This window comes from Sphingomonas bacterium (genome assembly GCF_028289855.1).
Classification (GTDB): domain Bacteria; phylum Pseudomonadota; class Alphaproteobacteria; order Sphingomonadales; family Sphingomonadaceae; genus Sphingomonas.
In genome coordinates, this window is sequence record NZ_JAQGKZ010000041.1 from 1 (window position 1) to 16,718 (window position 16,718).

A 16,718-nucleotide genomic window follows, 5' to 3' on the forward strand; every position below is an offset into this window, starting at 1 on the left:
CGAGAATGCCTGGATCGGCAACTAGATCGTCATGCCAGCGAAAGCTGGCATCTCATGCGGCTTAAAGACCCCAGCTTCCGCTGGGGTGACGGGTTAGGTAAGGCATTCCCATGACCCTTACCGTCGCAGTCCAGATGGACCCGCTCGATTCCATCAACATCGCGGGCGATTCCAGCTTCGCGCTCATGCTGTCGGCGCAGGCGCGCGGGCACCGGCTGTTCCACTACACCGCCGACGCGCTGAATTATGCCGACGGGCGCGTCTGGGCGAAGGCGCACCCGGTCACGGTCGAGCGCGTCGCCGGCAAGCATTTCGCGTTCGGCGATCCGGTCGATCTCGACCTAGGCAACGAGGCCGATGTCGTGCTGATGCGCCAGGATCCGCCGTTCGACCTTGGCTACATCACCGCGACGCATCTGCTCGAACGGATCGCCGACAGGACGCTGGTGGTGAACGACCCGGCCAGCGTGCGCAACGCGCCCGAAAAAGTGTTCGTGCTCGACTTCGCGCGCTTCATGCCGCCGACGCTCGTCACGCGCAGCCTGGAGGAGGCGCGCAAGTTCCTCCACGCGCATGGCGAAATCGTCGTCAAGCCGATCCACGGCAACGGCGGCAAGGCGATCTTCAAGGTCGGCCGCGACGGGCTCAACCTGTCGGCGCTGATCGAGGTGTTCAACACGACCTGGCGCGAGCCGCATATGCTCCAGGCGTTCCTCCCCGGCGTCGCCGAGGGCGACAAGCGTATCGTGCTGGTCGATGGCGAGGTCGCGGGCGCGATCAACCGCATTCCGGGCGAAGGCGAATTCCGCTCCAACCTCGCGGTCGGCGGGTCGGCGGCGAAAACCGAGCTGACCGCGAAGGAGCGCGAAATCTGCGCCGCGCTCGGCCCCGAACTCAAACGACGCGGGCTGCTGTTCGTCGGGATCGACGTGATCGGGGGCGAGTGGCTGACCGAGATCAACGTTACCTCGCCGACCGGGATCGTAGCGATCGAACGGCTCGACGGGGTCGATGTCGCCGGCATGATCTGGGATGCCATTGAGGCCAAGGTCGCCGCGCGTTAGATGCACACGGACGCGATGTTCTTTCTGATTTTGCCGATATTTTTCGGCATCCTTGCGTACAACATGCGCAGGGGGCTCATGACGGGCGTGATCCAATACGGGCGAGCCTTTGGCCGTCCGTTGGTTGTTGAGCGAGAAAAGAAGCCTGTGGGCTTCCGCGTCCTCGTCGCGATCCATATCCTTTTCATGGGCTTTGCGGTGGCCGACCTTGTCTATCTCATGGTCAGCCGATGACCCAATGGTTCCTCGATGGCCTCGAACAATGGGGCTATCTCGCGATCTTCCTGTGGATGGCGCTCGAAAACATCATCCCGCCGGTGCCGTCCGAAGTCATCATGGGCTTCGCCGGGATCGCGGTCGCGCACGGCAAATTGACATTCTGGGGCGTGATGGTCGCGGGGACGCTCGGTTCCACCGCGGGGAATTACGTCTGGTACTGGATCGGCCGCAACGTGCCGCTCCAAAAGCTAAAACCGTTCGTCGACAGGAATGGCCGCTGGCTGACGGTCGAATGGTCGGACGTGGAGCGGCTAGACAGTTTTTTCTTCCGTCACGGCCAATGGCTGGTGTTCGTGCTGCGCTTCGCGCCGTTCGGCCGGTCGATGGTGTCGCTCCCCGCCGGGATTTCGCAGATGCCGCGCTGGAAGTTCATCGCCTGGACGCTCGCCGGCACGACGATCTGGAACCTGTTCCTGACCGGCGCTGGCTATTGGCTGGGCGCCAATTTTCAGGAAGCCGAGGCATGGACCGGGCCGGCGGCGGTCGCGATCTGCGCTGCGATACTGATTTGGTATCTGTGGCGCGTGATCACGTGGAAGCCGCGCGCCTAACCGTGCGGGTGTGCGTTACGGTAGACGTCGAGCAAATGCGCGGCATCGACCGCGGTGTAGATCTGGGTCGAGCTCAGGCTGGCATGGCCGAGCAATTCCTGCAGCTGGCGCAGGTCCGCACCGCGCCCGAGCAGATGCGTGGCGAAGCTGTGCCGCAGCGCATGAGGCGTCGTGCGATCGGCAAGGCCGAGCCGCGTCCGTGCGCCCTGCACCGACTTACGCACCACCCCTGCCGATAGCGGCCCGCCCTTCGCGCCGCGGAACAAGGCTGCGCCACGATCGACCGGCCAAGGTGAGGCGGCGACATAATCGTCGATCGCCTGACGCACTTGGGGCAGCAACGGCACGATCCGCGTCTTGTCGCGCTTGCCGGTGACCGCCATCGTTTCGCCCAGCGGGAGCACTGCCCCGGTCAGACCGACCGCCTCACCGATCCGCAACCCCGCGCCGTAGAGCAGCATCAGGATCGCCCAGTCGCGCGCGCCGATCCAAGGCTCGGCGGCATCCTCCACTACCTCCTCGGCCAGCGCGACCGCATCGGCGGGCGAGATCGGGCGCGGCACACCTTTCTTGACGCGCGGCCCTTTGATGCGGGGTGAGGCGTCGTCTCCGCCGGACCATTTGAGGAAGGTGCGGATCGCCGACAGTTCGCGCGCCGCCGCGCTATTGCCCAGCCCCTGAGCACGACGATGCGCGAGATAGGCGCGCAAATCGGCCCCGCCGATCCTGCCCAAAGCGGCGCCATCGACCGCCTCACCCCAATGCTCGCCCAGGAACTGGATCAGCCGAACCGCAGTCGCCTCATACGCCCGGACGGTATGCGCCGACCGCCGCCGGTCGCGAGACAGATGCTGGCCGAAATCCGCCGGTAGAGAAGTCATGACCGGCGTGGCCGCTGTTTGGCGGAGATCGACTTGATGATCAGCCGCCCCTCACCGTTCGGATCGATCGGCACTGCGACGCTGGCGTGCGCGGCATCGAGCAGCGCCCAGACCGCCGGATCGTCGAGCCGCTCGCCGATCAACTTGACGTGGCGTACCGTCCCACCCTCGCCTTCGAGCAAACCTGCCGGGTCGGGCAAAGTCGGCCCGTTCGTCAAAAATAGGCTGACCCAACGCGGATAGAGCGCGGTCGAACAGACGATCGACTTGACCTTGTCGGTCGCGCCGAACCCGATCGCGAGCGCGTTGTAATTGTCATAGACCATGACCGTCGCACCGGGCAGCCGCGCCGACACTGCCGCCAACGCGCGCCGCGCCTGCGCCGCCACCTCCGGCGTAAACTTGTCGATGAAGGCGTCGAGTTGCTCCTGCGGGGTCATTGGCCGGCAGTGCAGGTGGTGATCGCGTCTTCTCCCGGCACCCCTTCATCTTGCGTACGCGGCAAATGGCATGACCGCGCCGCCACCAGCATGACCGTGATCGTCGGACCCACCAAGCTGCTGAGCGTCAGGTCGTAGCGGCCGGGCTTCAGATCGAAGCTCTGCATCTGCTCGATCGTCGAACAGCCATATCCCCAATCCTTTTCATTCTCGATTGCCGTCATCAACATCCCGTTTGGCGAGATCAGATCGATCCGTGCCCAATGCGGCAGCGCGATGCGGTAGCGGCCAGTTTTTGAGATCTCGAAGGCTGTGCGGGCGAAGCGTACGCTGAGGGGGAAACCGAGCTTCTCCGGCGGCACCGGCTTGTCGAACGTCGTCAGGACCACCGGGCGCCCGGGCACCATCGCGCCGCCCGCTTCGCTGGTCCAGCCGGCGATCTCGCGCGGCAGGTTCTGGTCGATTCCGGCGCACGGCACATCACCCAACAAAAACGCCGCAATGATCATCGGTCTCGCCCTCCCGTTTTCCGAGATACGGGATTCCCGTTCGCGCCGAAATACCCATATGAGGCGTCATGTCCCGCGCCCGCGTCCTCGTCATGAATTCCGCGCTCGGCCCGCTCGATTACCGCGTCCCGCACGGGATGGAGGTCGAGCCGGGGTCGCTGGTGATCGCCCCGCTCGGCCCGCGCCAGTTGCTCGGCGTGGTGTGGGAGCCCGAGCGGATGAAATCCGATGCGGAGGTCGGCGACAACCGATTGCGCAATTTGATGGGCGTCCTCCCGGTGCCGCCGCTAACCGCGGCGATGCGGCGGTTGATCGAGTGGACATCGAATTACTATCTCGCAGCCCCGGCGTCGGTCGCGCGGATGGCCTTACCATCAAGTTCGGCGCTGGAAGGCGCGCGGACGGTCACCGAATATCGCGCGACGGGGCACGTCCCCGACCGGCTGACCCCGCAACGTGCGCAGGCGCTCGAGCGCATCGGTGAACGCCAGGGGCTGGTGCGTGAGCTCGCGCTGATCGCCGATGTCAGCGACGGCGTGATCCGCGGGCTGGTCAAGGCCGGGGCGATTGAAGCGGTCGAGGTCGATATCGACAGCCCGTTCCCGCTGCCCGATCCCGAGCATGACGTGCCCGTGCTGTCGGCCGAGCAGCAGGCTGCCGCGGATGCGCTGGTCGCGGGGGTCACAGCGCACGATTTCCAACCCACCTTGCTCGACGGCGTCACCGGATCGGGCAAGACCGAAGTCTATTTCGAGGCGATCGCGGCGGCGATCCGCGCCGGACGCCAGACGCTCGTCCTGCTCCCCGAAATCGCGCTGACCGAACCTTTCCTCCAGCGCTTCACCGCGCGCTTCGGCTGCGAGCCGGTGGCATGGCATTCGGGGCTGCGCCAGTCGCAGCGCCGCCGCGCATGGCGCGCCATCGCCACCGGGCAAGCGCTGGTCACCGTCGGCGCGCGGTCGGCGCTGTTCTTGCCGTACAGCAATCTCGGTCTGATCGTGGTCGATGAAGCGCACGAGACCAGCTTCAAGCAGGAAGAGGGCGTCCACTATCACGCGCGCGATGTCGCGGTGATGCGCGGCAAGTTCGAAGGCGTACCCGTGATCCTCGCCACCGCCACCCCGGCGATCGAGACTCGGCAACAGGTCGAGATCGGCAATTACGCCGAACTCAAGCTGCCCGGCCGCTACGGCCTCGCCGAAATGCCCGAGATCGAGGCGATCGACCTGCTCAAGGACCCGCCCGACCGCGGCCGCTGGATCGCCCCGAAGCTCGTCACCGCGATCGACCAAACGCTCGAGCGCGGCGAGCAGGCACTGCTGTTCCTCAACCGCCGCGGTTATGCCCCGCTGACCTTGTGCCGCGCGTGCGGGCACCGTTTCCAGTGCCCCAATTGCACCGCGTGGATGGTCGAGCACCGGCTCGTCTGCCGGCTGTCGTGCCATCACTGCGGGCATATCGAGCCGACTCCACATGCTTGCCCCGAATGCAAGGCCGAGGATTCGCTCGTCGCATGCGGTCCAGGGGTCGAGCGCATTGCCGACGAAGCGGCTGTGCTATGGCCGGACGCCAAGACTGCAATCGTTACCAGCGACACGATCTGGTCTCCGGCCAAGGCCGCCGAGTTCGTCCACCGCATGGAGGCGCAAGAGATCGATATCGTCATCGGTACCCAATTGGTGACCAAGGGCTACCATTTCCCCAATCTGACGCTGGTCGGGGTGATCGACGCCGATCTCGGCCTCGGCGGCGGCGATTTGCGCGCGGCGGAGCGGACGTTCCAGCAGATCATGCAAGTCGCCGGACGCGCCGGGCGCGGCGCGAAGCCGGGGCACGTCTATATCCAGACGCACGACCCGAGCGCATCGGTGATGGCCGCACTGGTTTCAGGCGATGCCGAGGCATTCACCGCCGCCGAGACTGAGGCGCGGCGCGAAGCGGGCGCGCCGCCGTTCGGCCGCTATGCCGCGATCGTCGTCTCTTCGGAGGATCAGACCGCCGCGCACGAAATCGCGCAGTTGGTCGGGCGCAGCGCACCGCGGATCGACGGCATGGAGGTATACGGTCCCGCCCCCGCGCCGCTGGCGATGCTGCGCGGGCGGCATCGTTATCGCCTGCTCGTCCACGCCCGCCGCGCGCTCGACGTGCAGGACGTCATCCGCGACTGGCTCGGCGCGCTCGACTGGCCCAGCAAGGTGCGGGTGGTGGTCGATATCGATCCCTATAGCTTTGTCTGAAACCTAGGATAAAGTCGGGCAATTCCAGAATCTTTCGGGGGACCGATGATCCGCAAGCTGTTACTGTCCGCCGCCGCGCTGGCGATCGTACCGGGCGCCGCCAACGCCGCCTGGTATCAGGCAAGTTCGAAACATTTTGTCGTTTACGACAATGAAGGGCCAGACAAGGTCAAAGCCTATACCGAGCGGCTCGAACGATTCGACCAGGCGATCCGATATTGGCACCATACGCCCGAGGATACGCGCGGTCCTTCGGCGCGCGTCACGATCTACGTACTCAGCGACACCGACGAGGTTGCGAAGGTATTCGGCAAGGGCGGGGCGGACGTCGCCGGCTTTTACGATCCCCGCGCCAGTGGGTCGGTCGCGTTTACCCCGCGCAACACGGGCCAGAATGCGGATTATGGCCTCAGCGCGCAGGCGGTGCTGTTCCACGAATACACCCACCATTTCATGCTTACCAACTGGACCGACGCCGCATTTCCGGCCTGGCTCACCGAAGGGTTTGCGGAACTGCACGCGACCGCGTTGATCAAGGCCGACGGCAGCGTGCAATTCGGCGCGGTGCCCGTTTATCGCCAGTGGACGGTGGCGAAAGTGAGCCTGTTGCCTGCGGCCGAACTGCTCCAGCCCTACCCCGCCAACCTCGACGAAGAGAGCCACGATGCGCTCTATGCGCGCGGCTGGCTGCTGACTCATTACCTCACCTTCGACCCCGAGCGGCGCAAGCAACTCGGCGCCTACATCATCGCATTCAATGCCGGAAAATCACCGGAGGAAGCGGCCAAGGCATTCGGCAAGCTCAGCGAACTCGATGGCAAGATGAATGCGTGGGCGACACGCAAAAGCATGCCGTTTAACGTGATCTACGGCTCCGAATTGAAGATCGGACCGATCGACGTCCGTCCCCTGACGCCTGCCGAGTCGGCCATGATGCCCGCGCTCATCGCGTCGAACCGCGGTGTCGATGACAAGACCGCGCCGGCCGTCGCCGATCTCGCGCGGCGGCTCGCGGCACCGTTCGCCACTGATCCCGCCGCGCAGAACGAACTGGCCGAGGCCGAGTTCGACGCCAAGCATTACGACGCCGCGCGGGCCGCCGCCGACCGGGCGCTCGCCGCCGATCCGAAATCGGTCCATGCGTTGATGTACGAAGGGATGGCGCAACAGGCGGTGCTGGTCCGCGACAAGATTACCGACAAGGATCGCTGGGCCGTGGTGCGCCGCTGGTACCTTTCCGCCAACAAGATCGATACCGAGGCGCCCCAGCCGCTGGTGCTGTTCTACAACAGCTTCCTGGAGGCGAAGGAAAAACCGACCGACAACGCCGCCAACGGGCTGCTCTACGCCTATCAATTGGCCCCCTACGATCCCTGGCTGCGGCTGCAGGCGGCGAACATATTTATCGGCCGCGATCAGGAGAAAGCGGCGCGGATCGCGCTCTATCCGGTGGCGTACAATATCGAGGAGCCGGCCGCCGCCTTGGTTGGGCAGAAGGTTCTCAAGGCGCTCGATGCAGGCGACAAGGCGGCGGCGCTCAAAGCGCTCGTGCTGCCTTACGATGTCAAGACCGACAAGAAGGACGACAAGAAGAAGTCCTGACGCGCGATCGCGCATCGCCCCTGTAACTGCTGCGCCGAATCTGCCATGGCGCGGCGCATGACGATGATCCGGCGATGGGTAATGATGGCGCTGTTCGTGCTGGGCAACGCGATGGTCGCGACGCCGGTCGCAGCCGACGACGTTGCCGCGACGTCGCGCAGCGTCGTGCGCGTCGTCACGATCGCGATCGTCGATCAGGAAGTGGTCGGGTTCGGCCACGGGTCCGGTTTCGCGGTCGGGCCGAACCGGATCGTCACCAACGCGCATGTTGTCGAGCTGGCGCAGCAATATCCCGACAATGTCGTGATCGGCGTGGTTCCATCGGAGGGCAGCAAGTCGTATCAGGCGCGCGTCATTGCGATCGACAGCAAGCGCGACCTGGCGCTGCTCGAGATTGTCGGCGCGCGAATTCCACCGGCGACACTGTATTCGGGATCGCTCGACGACAGCGTCGGGCTGGTCTCGCTGGGCTATCCGGGCAATGTCGACGTCGCCAGCGCGCAGTCGGCGGCGGATTACATCAAGCCGCTATCGCCCGTCCGCTCCGAAGGATCGCTGTCCGCGACGCGCTCCGTCTCCGGCGTCAACGTGCTGCTCCACACCGCCAGCATCTCGCGCGGCAATTCGGGCGGACCGGTGCTCGACCATTGCGGGCGCGTGCTCGGGGTCAATTCGGCGATCACGCGCGGCGAGGAAGGCGACGCCTTTTTCGCCTTCGCGATCAGCGAGAGCGAAGTCGCGGCGTTCCTCAACCAGGCCAAGCAGCCGTTCGCGGCGATCGGCAATCCGTGCATGAGCGTCGAGGCGCGGATGAGCGCCGATCAGGCGGCCGACCGCGCCGCCGCCGAAGCGGCCGATGCAGCGCGCCGCGAAGCTGCGTCGAAGGATCAGACGAGCCGCGAACAGGCGATCGAACAGGCGCGGGCCGATGCCCAGCGCAATGCGGAAAACGTCATCGCGATCGCTGCGTTGTTGCTCGTCCTAGGCGCGCTGGCGGTTGGCGGCGGCGGGATGCTGTATCAACGCGGCAAGCAGCGCGAGGCGATCTGGGCGGCGTCGGGCGGCGGTGTGCTGATGCTCGCGGCGATCGTCGTGTTCGTGCTGCGGCCCGGTGACAAGCCGATGCTGCCCAAGGGTTATGAGGTACCGCTCGCAACGCCGAGCGCGGCCGCCAGCGAGCGACCGCTCGGCAAGATGGTGTGCAAATTCGTCCCGGAGCGCAGCCGCGTGACGGTGTCGAGCGCGGCCGACGTCAACCTCGACTGGGGTCAGGACGGGTGCATGAACGACCGTACGCAATATGCCGACGACAACGGCAAATGGACTCGCGTGCTGGTGCCCGGCGACGAACAGACGGTGTCTGTGCTCGAATTCGACCCGGCGACGCGGACCTATACCAATTACCGCTATTTCCTGAGCGCGACGCAGATGGACGCCGCGCGCAAGATCCGCGCGCAAATCCCGCTCAAGCAATGTTCCGCCGACGCCGAGGCGCGCACGCAGCTCGGCACGCAACAGCAATCGGTCCGCGCCGCGTTGCCGCCGGCGTATAGCGAGAAGCTGGTTTATGCCTGTTCGGCGGCGGCGCCCTAGCCGAACGTTTCGGTCAGGTCGCGCTCGGCCTCAGCGCGTTGACGCCGCCAGATCGGCGCCATGAAGCGTCCGCGACGATAGGCGATGATCAGCAGCACGATGCCGAACGCCGTCGCGATCACCATGGCCGGCAAGGACGCTTCAGCCCCGAACGCCCCGCCGGTCAGCAGGTCGCTGCCCCGGATATCGGACCGCAATATCCCATCCATCGCGCCGCCAGACACCGGAATTCCATAAATCCCGCCCTGCGCGAAATTCCACGCGGCATGGAGGCCGATCGCCGCCCATAACCGTCGTGTGATCATGTAAATCGCCGCGAGCATGATCCCCGCCTCCAGCGCGATCGCAGCACCGGCGAGCAATGTCGCATTGGGATTGCCGAGATGAAGTGCCCCGAACAACGCCGCCGACAGCGCCAGCGCCGCCCAGCTGCCAAGCCACTTCTCGGTCAGGCGAAAGAACCAGCCGCGCAGCATGATCTCTTCGGTGAACCCCGATACGATCGAAATGCCAAGGACCGGGATCAGCACGCTGGCATCGTGATATCCGATCACCCGATATCCACCGAACAAAGCGATTACCGCCACCACGCTGGAGAAAAGCACCAGCCCGATACCCAGCCCCGCGCCAAGCTCGGCCACGGCGCCGTTCAATGCGAACTCGCGCACGGGACGCCCTTCAACCACGAGGCAGAACGCGGCATAGACCGCCACGAAAATCGCGGCGGCGATGATCGCGATGAGCACCGCCACGACATCGCCCTTGTGCGGACCGAACGCCGAGTTGACCAAGGTGGCAAGCATCCCCGCGACGAACGCCGCGAAGATCGACAGCACGAGCAAGGTCGCCGGATAGCGCATGATCCTGCGCAACGTCCCCGCCGATCCCTGGTCGTCCATCCCGCTTTCTCCCACGATTGCCGATCTAGCCTAGTCGAACCGGTGTGTCATGCAAGCAAAGCAGCTTGTCCTGCGGGCCGGCATCGGCGATGAAACCCGCCGCTAATAAGGGAACGGGCGATGATCAGGACGCTGGCGCTATTGGGTAGCGCGTTGTTGCTCGGGGCGGCGGGGCCTTCGCCCAAATCCGTCGCGATTCCCGTCTCCATTGCCGCATCGTTGGGCGATCACCAATCGGGCCGGCTGATCGTGTTCGTCGAGCGCGTGGACCCTCGCGCCAAGCCGTCCGGCGCGGTCGATTTCAACGCCTTCGCGCCGACCGGCGCGACCATCGCCGCACGCGAGGTGGCGGACCTGCGCCCGGCGCGCACCGCGACGATCGATGCGGAAACCGATGCGTTCCCGGCGCCGCTCTCAAAGCTTGCCCCTAGCCGGTATCGCATCCAGGCGGTGCTCGATCGCAACCACGATTACGCCTATGACGGGCGCGGGCCGGGCGATCTCGTCTCGCCGGTCATCACGGTGACGCTGCCCGGTCCGATTCCGACGGTGACGCTCAGCACCGTCGTGCCGGCGACCGACGCCGCGCCGCGGCCCGAACTCGCGAAATATTATCCGCTGGTCCGCCCGGTGGCGTTCCAAAGCAACGCGATGACCGCGTTTCGCGGGACCCCGACCTTCATCCGCGGCTGGGTCGCGCTGCCGCCGGGCTATGACGGCAAGGCGCGCTTCCCCACGGTCTATTCGGACGGCGGCTTCGGCAGTTCGGTGGGCTCGGCGAAGCGCAGCGCCGCAAGCATGATGGCGATGATGGCCGACGGCAAAGCCCCGCCGATGATCTGGGTCTATCTCGATCATAACGGCGGCACCGGCACGCACGAATTCGCCGATTCGGCCAATAACGGCCCGTGGGGCACCGCGCTGACGAGCGAGCTGATCCCGGCGCTCGAACGCGAATACCGGATGGATGCGCGGCCGTCGGGCCGGTTCCTGACCGGGCATAGCTCGGGCGGCTGGTCGACCTTGTGGCTGCAGGTCCGCTACCCCAAAATCTTTGGCGGCAGCTGGCCGACCTCGCCCGACCCGAGCGATTTTCACGACTTCACCAATGTCGATCTCTACGCGCCGGGCGCGAACTTCTACGCCGATGCGGGGGGCAAGCCGTATCCGCTGATCCGCGAAAAAGGGAAGGTCATCGCCTCGCTCGCCGATTTCGCGCGCAGCGAAGCGGTGATGGGTCCCTATGGCGGCCAGATCGCCTCGTTCGAATGGGTGTTCTCACCCCGCGGTATCGACGGTCGCCCGGTACCATTGTTCGATCGCGCGACGGGGCGGATCGATCCGGCGGTCGTCGCATATTGGCGCGACAACTACGACATCGCCAATATCATCCGGCGCGACTGGCCAGCGCTCAAACCCGACCTCGACGGCAAGATCCACCTGACCGTGGGCACCGCCGACACTTTCTATCTCGACGGCCCGGCGCATCGGCTGGAGGCAGTGATGACCGCGTTGGGGGCGAAGACCGACTTCCGCTACCTCCCCGGCAAGACGCATTTCGATCTCTACCAGCGCGGCGACGACAAGAATGCGCTGCTCGAGGACATCGCCTGGGAAATGTACGCGGTCGCGCGGCCGGGATCGACGCGGCCGAACTAATCGCGCCGCACCTCGGCAGCGAAGCAGCCGGGCTTGGCATTGTGGACGTGGACGAAGCCGGTCGCCGGATCGGCCAGCCAGGCGCGCAACAGCGGGTCGAGGTCGGTCCCCTCGATCACCTCGCCCGCCATCAGCATGTCGTCGGTGCCGAACCGGCGGACCGACAGCAGCCGCGAGGCGAGCTGGCCGGGCACTTCGTCGCGATATTCGGCCGGTGCCGTCGCGCCCTCGCGGACATAGACCGCGTAGCGCGAGCGATAGGGATTGCCGACCGGCAAATGTTCGAAATTGACCAGCAGCAGGTCTTCGCCCGGCTCGGCGTCGGTCAGCGTGATGCGGCATGGAAAACCCGGCTTGGCATCGGCGCGCCGACGGATCGCGCCATGCTCCGCGAGGTCGGCGTCGCTCATGCCGTAGAGCGGCTGAAACGGTGCGGGGTCGATCCCGCGGATCACATACGCCATCATTTCACTCCTTCACGCGAGCGCAGCGCGACCTTGCGGTCGATGCCATAGGCATAGCCGCCGATCGACCCGTCGCTGCGCTGGGCGCGGTGGCACGGGACGACCACCGCGACGTGGTTCTTGCCGCATGCGGTCCCGGCGGCGCGCACCGCCCTGGGATTGCCGGCGGCGGCTGCCAGCTCGGCATAGGTCCGCGTTTCGCCGGCGGGCGTCTCGCGCAGCGCTTGCCACACTGCCTCCTGAAACGCCGTGCCCTGGACGTCGAGTGGCAGGTCCTGGTCGCGGTCGGGCGACTCCACACTCTCGACGACGCGCGCAGCCAATGTCGCCAGTGCCGCGCCGCCCTGGACGATCTCGGCCTTGGGGAAATGCGTCGCGAGGCTCAGCGCATCCTCATCGAACGCGACGCGGCACAGCCCCTTGTCGGTTGCGGCGATCAGCAACTTGCCCAGGCTGGTGTCGGCAATCGTCCAGCGAACGGTCACGCCCGCGCCGCCCTTGCGCCAAGCACTGGGCGTCATCCCAAGCCGCCGCGCGCCGCCTTCGTAGAACCGGCTCGGCGCCGAATAGCCCGCTTCGTAGATCGCGCCGGTCACGCTATCCTCGGACTTCAACGCCTCAGCGACGCGCGTGGCGCGCAGGCCGCGTGCATAGGCTGCGGGCGTGACGCCGGTCGCGCGCTTGAACAGCCGGTGGAAATGGTGCGGCGCATAGCCGACCCGCCCAGCGAGTTCGTCCAGCGGGATCGAGTCCTCGGCCGCCTCGATCAACGCGACGGCGTTGGCGACGGCGATCCGATCGCGCCCGACCTCATCGGGCTTGCAACGCAGGCACGCGCGATATCCGGCGGCGCGCGCCTCCTCGCCGTCGCGAAAAAAACTGACATGCTCGCGCTTGGGGTGTCGCGCCGGGCAGCTGGGCTTGCAATAGATGCCAGTGGTCTTAACCGCGCCGACGAAGCGCCCGTCGCAGCCACGGTCGCGGCGCTCGAAGGCAGCCCAGGCGGCGTCTCGGTCGATCGATGTGTCGGTCATCATGCGACCTATCTAGGCGGTGTCGCCGCGATCCGCTTCCCGCCGCTTGCGATCAAAGCGGCCGGTCGATCGCATAGACGACGTGCACAACCGGCTTGCCCGCCATTTCGGCATGGTGCTCGCGCGAAGTCAGGTAGCCGCCGATCTTTTCGACCGCCTTGCGTGAACGGATATTGGTGTCGCCGACCAGGAAGATGACGCGATCGACCGCGGCGAAAGCGTGGCCGAGCATGAGTGCTTTCATCTCGGCATTGTAGCGCCCGCCCCAATGCGACCGCGCGAGAAAGGTCCAGCCGATCTCGACCTCGCCCGCCTCGGCGCGGCCGAAATCGTAGCGCGAGCTGCCGATCACCGCGCCGCTCGCCCGGTCGATCGCGATCAGCATCCCGCCGGACGTCAGCCCGTCGTCGAAGAAGCGCCGGAATACCGGCTCCCGCCAGCGATCGTGCGCCGGGTGGACTTCCCAGATCAGCGGATCGCTCGCCACGGCATAGAGCGCGTCGAAATCGTCGGGCGTGGCCGGGCGAAGCGCGATGAGCTCGCCGGTCAAACGGGGTTGCCGGTCCATCATTTCGCCACTGGCGATGAGGACGGATCGGCGGACGGCTCTTGGCCTTGCTGCACCACCGTCTCTCCGTTCGATGTCGCTGTGGGTGTGGGGGTGGGCGTCGATGTCGGCGCCGCCGTCAGCGTCGGCGTCGATTGCGGTATCGGCCGGGAAGGATTCGCCGTCAGGTAAAACGCGAAGGCGCCCCCGAGGATCGCGAACGCGATGACGACGATCAGGACAACCACCCTGACCCCGGACCGGCGGCCCGGCGGCGCAATCAGGTCCGGCGGTTTGACGCTCGGCCGATCGAGCGCATCGTGCGGCCGCATGCCCGGCTCATACGCATTCTGCGGCCTGACGCCCTCCAGCGGATCTCGGCTCACAATGCCTGCTCCTGCAACCAGCCGGCGATACGTCGCTTGGCCAATGCGGTGAATATAACCTCGTGCCCGACGCCGGGAAAGACGATCCGAGTCGCATCGGGGCGGATCGATTTCAGCACGACGCTCTCCGCCGCCGGGAAGGTGCGGTCGATCGCGAACCGGCGCAGCCTCACTTTTTCTTCTTCGCTTTCGACGCCTTGAGGCTCTTCGAAATGACGATCTCCGCCAGCCGCACGCCGGGGATCAGGATGCCCGCCGCCTCGACCCCGGCGTTGATCAGGAATTCGGCGTCGATCGTGCGGCCCATGAACTGCTCGAACGTGTTGCCGCCGACCCTGGTCTCGCCGGTCACGCCGTCGAACTCGACCACCGCTTCCTTGCCCTGCCAGCGGTAGCGGAACGCGTAGACCGGGCGGTAATAGAGGTCGATGTGGTGGAGCGAGAGCTTCTCCTCGATCACGCGGTCGGCCTCGATCCGTTCGATTGAACTGGCCAGCACGTCGCGCACCAGCATCGATGCCTTGGCCTGGGGCGGTACCACCACCGCGCCCTCGGTGACGGCGCGGGCCAGCGCGGCGGCGTCGGCCAGGTTGGCAGGGTTCTCGAGATATTGCGCGGCATCGGGCGCGGAATCGCCGGTGATCGCGTCGTAATAGGTGTCGCGGCTGATTTCGTCATGGCAGCGCTCGGTGCCGCTCAGCGTGAAGCCCGCCTCGCTTGCCGCGTGGCTTTTGCCGTCGATCTCGACCGACACGACATTGGCGTCGACGCCGACGCGATACTCCTTCGCGCGCTCGTACGTCATCGTTGCGGTGCAGCCGATATGGAAGAACGGCTGCAACCGCCGCTCGCGATAGACGGTCTCGTACTCATCGTCCTTCGGACGCGACAGAAAACCGGCGATCTTCGCCATTGTCCCGAATGCGTCGGTCCGCCTGGTCCAGGCGCGCCCCTCGGCATGGTCCATGTTGAACCGGTCGGCGAGGATCAGCATCCGTTCTTCGGCGAGTTCGACGTCCATCGGGCACTCCGCTGTTGCACGCGCAATCCACACCGCCCGGCGCAGCGGGTCAAGCGGGTTGCGGCACCAGCCCGGACTCGGTCGTTACAGCGCCAGCAGCAGCAGCGGCACCGCAACGCCCGCCGCGAACATGATCGCCGACGTCCGCCGCATCGAACGCGTGCCGAGCGCGACCGCGAGACCGATCAACGTCGTCAGGAACAATCCCAGTGCGGTCAGCAGCGCGAAGATTTTGAGCGGAACGAACTTGGCCTCGTGTTCGTGATCGTCGTCGGGCTTGGCAGCGGGCGCTCCGGCGGGCCGCGACGATGCGGGCGGACGCGGCTTGGGCGCTGCCTGATGCTTGTGGATGCCGGCCATCCACGACACCCAGGCCGGCGGCGGAGGGTTGCGCTGGTCCTGCCAGCCGATCACCTGGACGAAACCGGTAAGCGCGAAAAACAGGACAGATGGCGCCAGGAACACACCGATATAGTGGTGCCAGCGGCGCAGGTTGCGGAGGGTGGAAGCGTTCATGCGGGCGGGTTATGCCAGCGGCTTACCGTCACGCAAACGAGGATCGCGCGAGCGCGCTTCCGACCATCCGCCGGGGTTGCGCTCCCCGCCCCCCTTTGCTAGTCGCGCGCCAACCCATCCGAGGGCGCCTCTGGCTGCCCTCTTTTCGCATGGGGCCACATTACCTTATTAAAAGGATCCTGATCGCGTGGAGCAATCCGGCGGTATTCAAGCGAGCTTAGGCGGCCGGTACGCGACTGCGTTGTTCGGCCTCGCGCGCGAATCGAAAGCGATCGACGCGGTCGAAGCGAGCCTCGCGACGGTCAAGGCGGCGTTGGCCGAATCGGGCGACTTCCGCGCGCTGACGATGAGCCCGCTGGTCCGCCGCGCGGACGCCGAAAAGGCGATCGCCGCGACATCGGCGGCGATGAAGCTCGACCCGATCACGACGAAGTTCCTCGGCGTGCTGGCGCACAACCGCCGGCTCAACCAGCTGCCCGCGATCATGCGATCGTTCCGCGGCCTCGCCTCGACCTTCCGTGGCGAGACCACCGCGGAAGTCACCTCGGCGCATCCGCTCAGCGACGCGCAGGTGACCGAGCTCAAGCAGCAGCTTCGCCAGCGCGTCGGCCGCGACGTCGCGGTGGAACTTGCCGTCGATAAGACGTTGCTGGGCGGGCTCGTCGTCCGCATCGGCTCGCAAATGATCGATTCGTCGATCCGCACCCGTTTGAACACTCTCGCCCACAAAATGAAATCGTCCGACGGCGAACTCGCCGTCGGTGTGAAAGGCTAAAGGCTTACACAATGGACATCCGTGCCGCAGAAATTTCCCGGGTCATCAAGGACCAGATCGCCAATTTCGGCACCGAGGCGGAAGTCTCGGAAACCGGCCAGGTGCTGTCGGTCGGCGACGGCATCGCGCGCATTCACGGGCTCGACAACGTCCAGGCGGGCGAGATGGTCGAATTCTCGAACGGCGTGCAGGGCATGGCGCTCAACCTCGAGGCCGACAATGTCGGCGTCGTGATCTTCGGGTCGGACTCGGAGATCAAGG

General features: G+C 66.0%; 19 protein-coding genes and 1 pseudogene. 9 read left to right on the plus strand and 11 right to left on the minus strand.

Annotated elements, in window-relative coordinates; translation table 11 throughout:
* Positions 1–110: 110 nt before the first annotated feature.
* Genes gshB through JWM94_RS03790 form a run of 3 tightly spaced genes read left to right on the plus strand, consistent with a single transcriptional unit; the run spans position 111 to position 1,894 of the window.
* Positions 111–1,064, plus strand: coding sequence for a glutathione synthase (gene gshB, locus JWM94_RS03780; RefSeq protein WP_299422017.1), 954 nt, complete (start codon positions 111–113; stop codon positions 1,062–1,064).
* Between the two features lie 15 nt (positions 1,065–1,079).
* Entirely contained in the window at positions 1,080–1,298 is a 219-nt protein-coding gene (locus JWM94_RS03785; protein ID WP_299422019.1) for a hypothetical protein, read from the plus strand.
* Entirely contained in the window at positions 1,295–1,894 is a 600-nt protein-coding gene (locus JWM94_RS03790) for a DedA family protein (protein ID WP_299422022.1), read from the plus strand. Before JWM94_RS03785 ends, JWM94_RS03790 begins: the two co-directional genes overlap by 4 nt.
* Here the strand turns inward: JWM94_RS03790 and JWM94_RS03795 are convergent.
* The 3 genes from JWM94_RS03795 to JWM94_RS03805 are packed head-to-tail and all read right to left on the minus strand — an operon-like array spanning position 1,891 to position 3,724.
* Positions 1,891–2,775, minus strand: a complete 885-nt coding sequence (locus tag JWM94_RS03795) for a tyrosine recombinase XerC (protein ID WP_299422024.1) — start codon at positions 2,773–2,775, stop codon at positions 1,891–1,893. The genes JWM94_RS03790 and JWM94_RS03795 overlap by 4 nt on opposite strands.
* Positions 2,772–3,215 carry a hypothetical protein gene (locus tag JWM94_RS03800; RefSeq protein WP_299422026.1) on the minus strand — a complete coding sequence of 148 codons (444 nt, stop codon included), beginning with the start codon at positions 3,213–3,215 and terminating at the stop codon, positions 2,772–2,774. Before JWM94_RS03800 ends, JWM94_RS03795 begins: the two co-directional genes overlap by 4 nt.
* Positions 3,212–3,724, minus strand: coding sequence for a hypothetical protein (locus JWM94_RS03805; RefSeq protein ID WP_299422029.1), 513 nt, complete (start codon positions 3,722–3,724; stop codon positions 3,212–3,214). The genes JWM94_RS03800 and JWM94_RS03805 overlap by 4 nt, the downstream gene beginning before the upstream one ends.
* 68 nt (positions 3,725–3,792) lie before the next feature.
* Here JWM94_RS03805 and JWM94_RS03810 point away from each other — a divergent pair, with 68 nt between their 5' ends.
* From JWM94_RS03810 to JWM94_RS03820, 3 genes are read left to right on the plus strand one after another with little or no spacing between them, the layout of a single operon-like run.
* Entirely contained in the window at positions 3,793–5,961 is a 2,169-nt protein-coding gene (locus JWM94_RS03810) for a primosomal protein N' (RefSeq protein ID WP_299422032.1), read from the plus strand.
* A 45-nt stretch (positions 5,962–6,006) separates the two neighbouring features.
* Positions 6,007–7,563, plus strand: coding sequence for a hypothetical protein (locus tag JWM94_RS03815; RefSeq protein WP_299422035.1), 1,557 nt, complete (start codon positions 6,007–6,009; stop codon positions 7,561–7,563).
* A 57-nt stretch (positions 7,564–7,620) separates the two neighbouring features.
* Positions 7,621–9,156 carry a S1C family serine protease gene (locus JWM94_RS03820; RefSeq protein ID WP_367185861.1) on the plus strand — a complete coding sequence of 512 codons (1,536 nt, stop codon included), beginning with the start codon at positions 7,621–7,623 and terminating at the stop codon, positions 9,154–9,156.
* Here JWM94_RS03820 and JWM94_RS03825 read toward each other — a convergent pair.
* Positions 9,153–10,055: a type II CAAX endopeptidase family protein gene (locus JWM94_RS03825; RefSeq protein ID WP_299422038.1), complete on the minus strand. Its 903-nt coding sequence runs from the start codon at positions 10,053–10,055 to the stop codon at positions 9,153–9,155. The two genes, JWM94_RS03820 and JWM94_RS03825, sit on opposite strands and share 4 nt — an antisense overlap.
* Positions 10,056–10,175: 120 nt before the next feature.
* Between JWM94_RS03825 and JWM94_RS03830 the strand changes: the two genes are divergently transcribed.
* Positions 10,176–11,714: an alpha/beta hydrolase-fold protein gene (locus JWM94_RS03830; RefSeq protein WP_299422041.1), complete on the plus strand. Its 1,539-nt coding sequence runs from the start codon at positions 10,176–10,178 to the stop codon at positions 11,712–11,714.
* Here JWM94_RS03830 and JWM94_RS03835 read toward each other — a convergent pair.
* The 7 genes from JWM94_RS03835 to JWM94_RS03865 all read right to left on the minus strand — a co-directional run bounded on the left by JWM94_RS03835 (position 11,711) and on the right by JWM94_RS03865 (position 15,682).
* Complete coding sequence (locus JWM94_RS03835; protein WP_299422044.1) at positions 11,711–12,178, minus strand: DUF1203 domain-containing protein; 468 nt, start codon at positions 12,176–12,178, stop codon at positions 11,711–11,713. The two genes, JWM94_RS03830 and JWM94_RS03835, sit on opposite strands and share 4 nt — an antisense overlap.
* Positions 12,178–13,212, minus strand: coding sequence for a bifunctional DNA-binding transcriptional regulator/O6-methylguanine-DNA methyltransferase Ada (gene ada, locus JWM94_RS03840; RefSeq protein WP_299422046.1), 1,035 nt, complete (start codon positions 13,210–13,212; stop codon positions 12,178–12,180). Before ada ends, JWM94_RS03835 begins: the two co-directional genes overlap by 1 nt.
* A 52-nt stretch (positions 13,213–13,264) precedes the next feature.
* Positions 13,265–13,780: a GNAT family N-acetyltransferase gene (locus tag JWM94_RS03845; protein ID WP_367185862.1), complete on the minus strand. Its 516-nt coding sequence runs from the start codon at positions 13,778–13,780 to the stop codon at positions 13,265–13,267.
* On the minus strand, positions 13,780–14,091 hold the full coding sequence (locus tag JWM94_RS03850) for a hypothetical protein (RefSeq protein WP_299422052.1): 312 nt from the start codon (positions 14,089–14,091) through the stop codon (positions 13,780–13,782). The genes JWM94_RS03845 and JWM94_RS03850 overlap by 1 nt, the downstream gene beginning before the upstream one ends.
* 50 nt (positions 14,092–14,141) lie before the next feature.
* On the minus strand, positions 14,142–14,318 hold the full coding sequence (locus tag JWM94_RS03855) for a hypothetical protein (RefSeq protein ID WP_299422055.1): 177 nt from the start codon (positions 14,316–14,318) through the stop codon (positions 14,142–14,144).
* Entirely contained in the window at positions 14,315–15,166 is an 852-nt protein-coding gene (locus JWM94_RS03860) for a hypothetical protein (RefSeq protein ID WP_299422058.1), read from the minus strand. The genes JWM94_RS03855 and JWM94_RS03860 overlap by 4 nt, the downstream gene beginning before the upstream one ends.
* Before the next feature lie 84 nt (positions 15,167–15,250).
* Complete coding sequence (locus tag JWM94_RS03865) at positions 15,251–15,682, minus strand: hypothetical protein (protein WP_299422061.1); 432 nt, start codon at positions 15,680–15,682, stop codon at positions 15,251–15,253.
* A gap of 187 nt (positions 15,683–15,869) precedes the next feature.
* On the opposite strand from JWM94_RS03865, the gene JWM94_RS03870 reads away from it, so the two are divergent.
* Positions 15,870–16,457 (plus strand): F0F1 ATP synthase subunit delta, encoded by a 588-nt coding sequence (locus JWM94_RS03870; protein WP_299422064.1) that lies wholly within the window; start codon positions 15,870–15,872, stop codon positions 16,455–16,457.
* A gap of 11 nt (positions 16,458–16,468) precedes the next feature.
* Positions 16,469–16,718 (plus strand): annotated as a pseudogene (locus tag JWM94_RS03875) (F0F1 ATP synthase subunit alpha); the annotation flags it as partial.